Origin of the sequence: Aeromonas sp. sia0103 (assembly GCF_963895295.1) — a bacterium.
GTDB classification, from domain to species: domain Bacteria; phylum Pseudomonadota; class Gammaproteobacteria; order Enterobacterales; family Aeromonadaceae; genus Aeromonas; species Aeromonas encheleia.
The window spans coordinates 1-255 of sequence record NZ_CAWQKG010000045.1; the positions used below are offsets into that span (position 1 = coordinate 1).

1 protein-coding gene is annotated in these 255 nt (G+C 64.3%); it reads right to left on the reverse strand.

Annotated elements, in window-relative coordinates:
- Positions 1-255, reverse strand: a 255-nt coding sequence (locus AACW18_RS15875; RefSeq protein ID WP_218390095.1) for a VCBS domain-containing protein, incomplete at both ends; no start/stop codon positions are given.

Sequence of the window (255 nt, forward strand, 5' to 3'; positions counted from 1 at the left end):
CGACCTCATAGCTCCACTTGCCATCCGCGGCAATGGTCAGGCTACCCAGGGCATTGGCACTCGGGGTGCCGTTGCCCGGCTTGAACTCAGCCTCGTCGGCCCCGTCCACGTCGGTCACGCTCAGGCTACCGGTCTCGGTCAGGTTACCGCTGACCACGTTCAGGTCTTCGGTCACCGCACCGCTGCCATCACCCACAATCACCGCACCGTCGTTGACGCCGGTGATGGTGATGGTCACGGTGTGGCTGGTGCCAT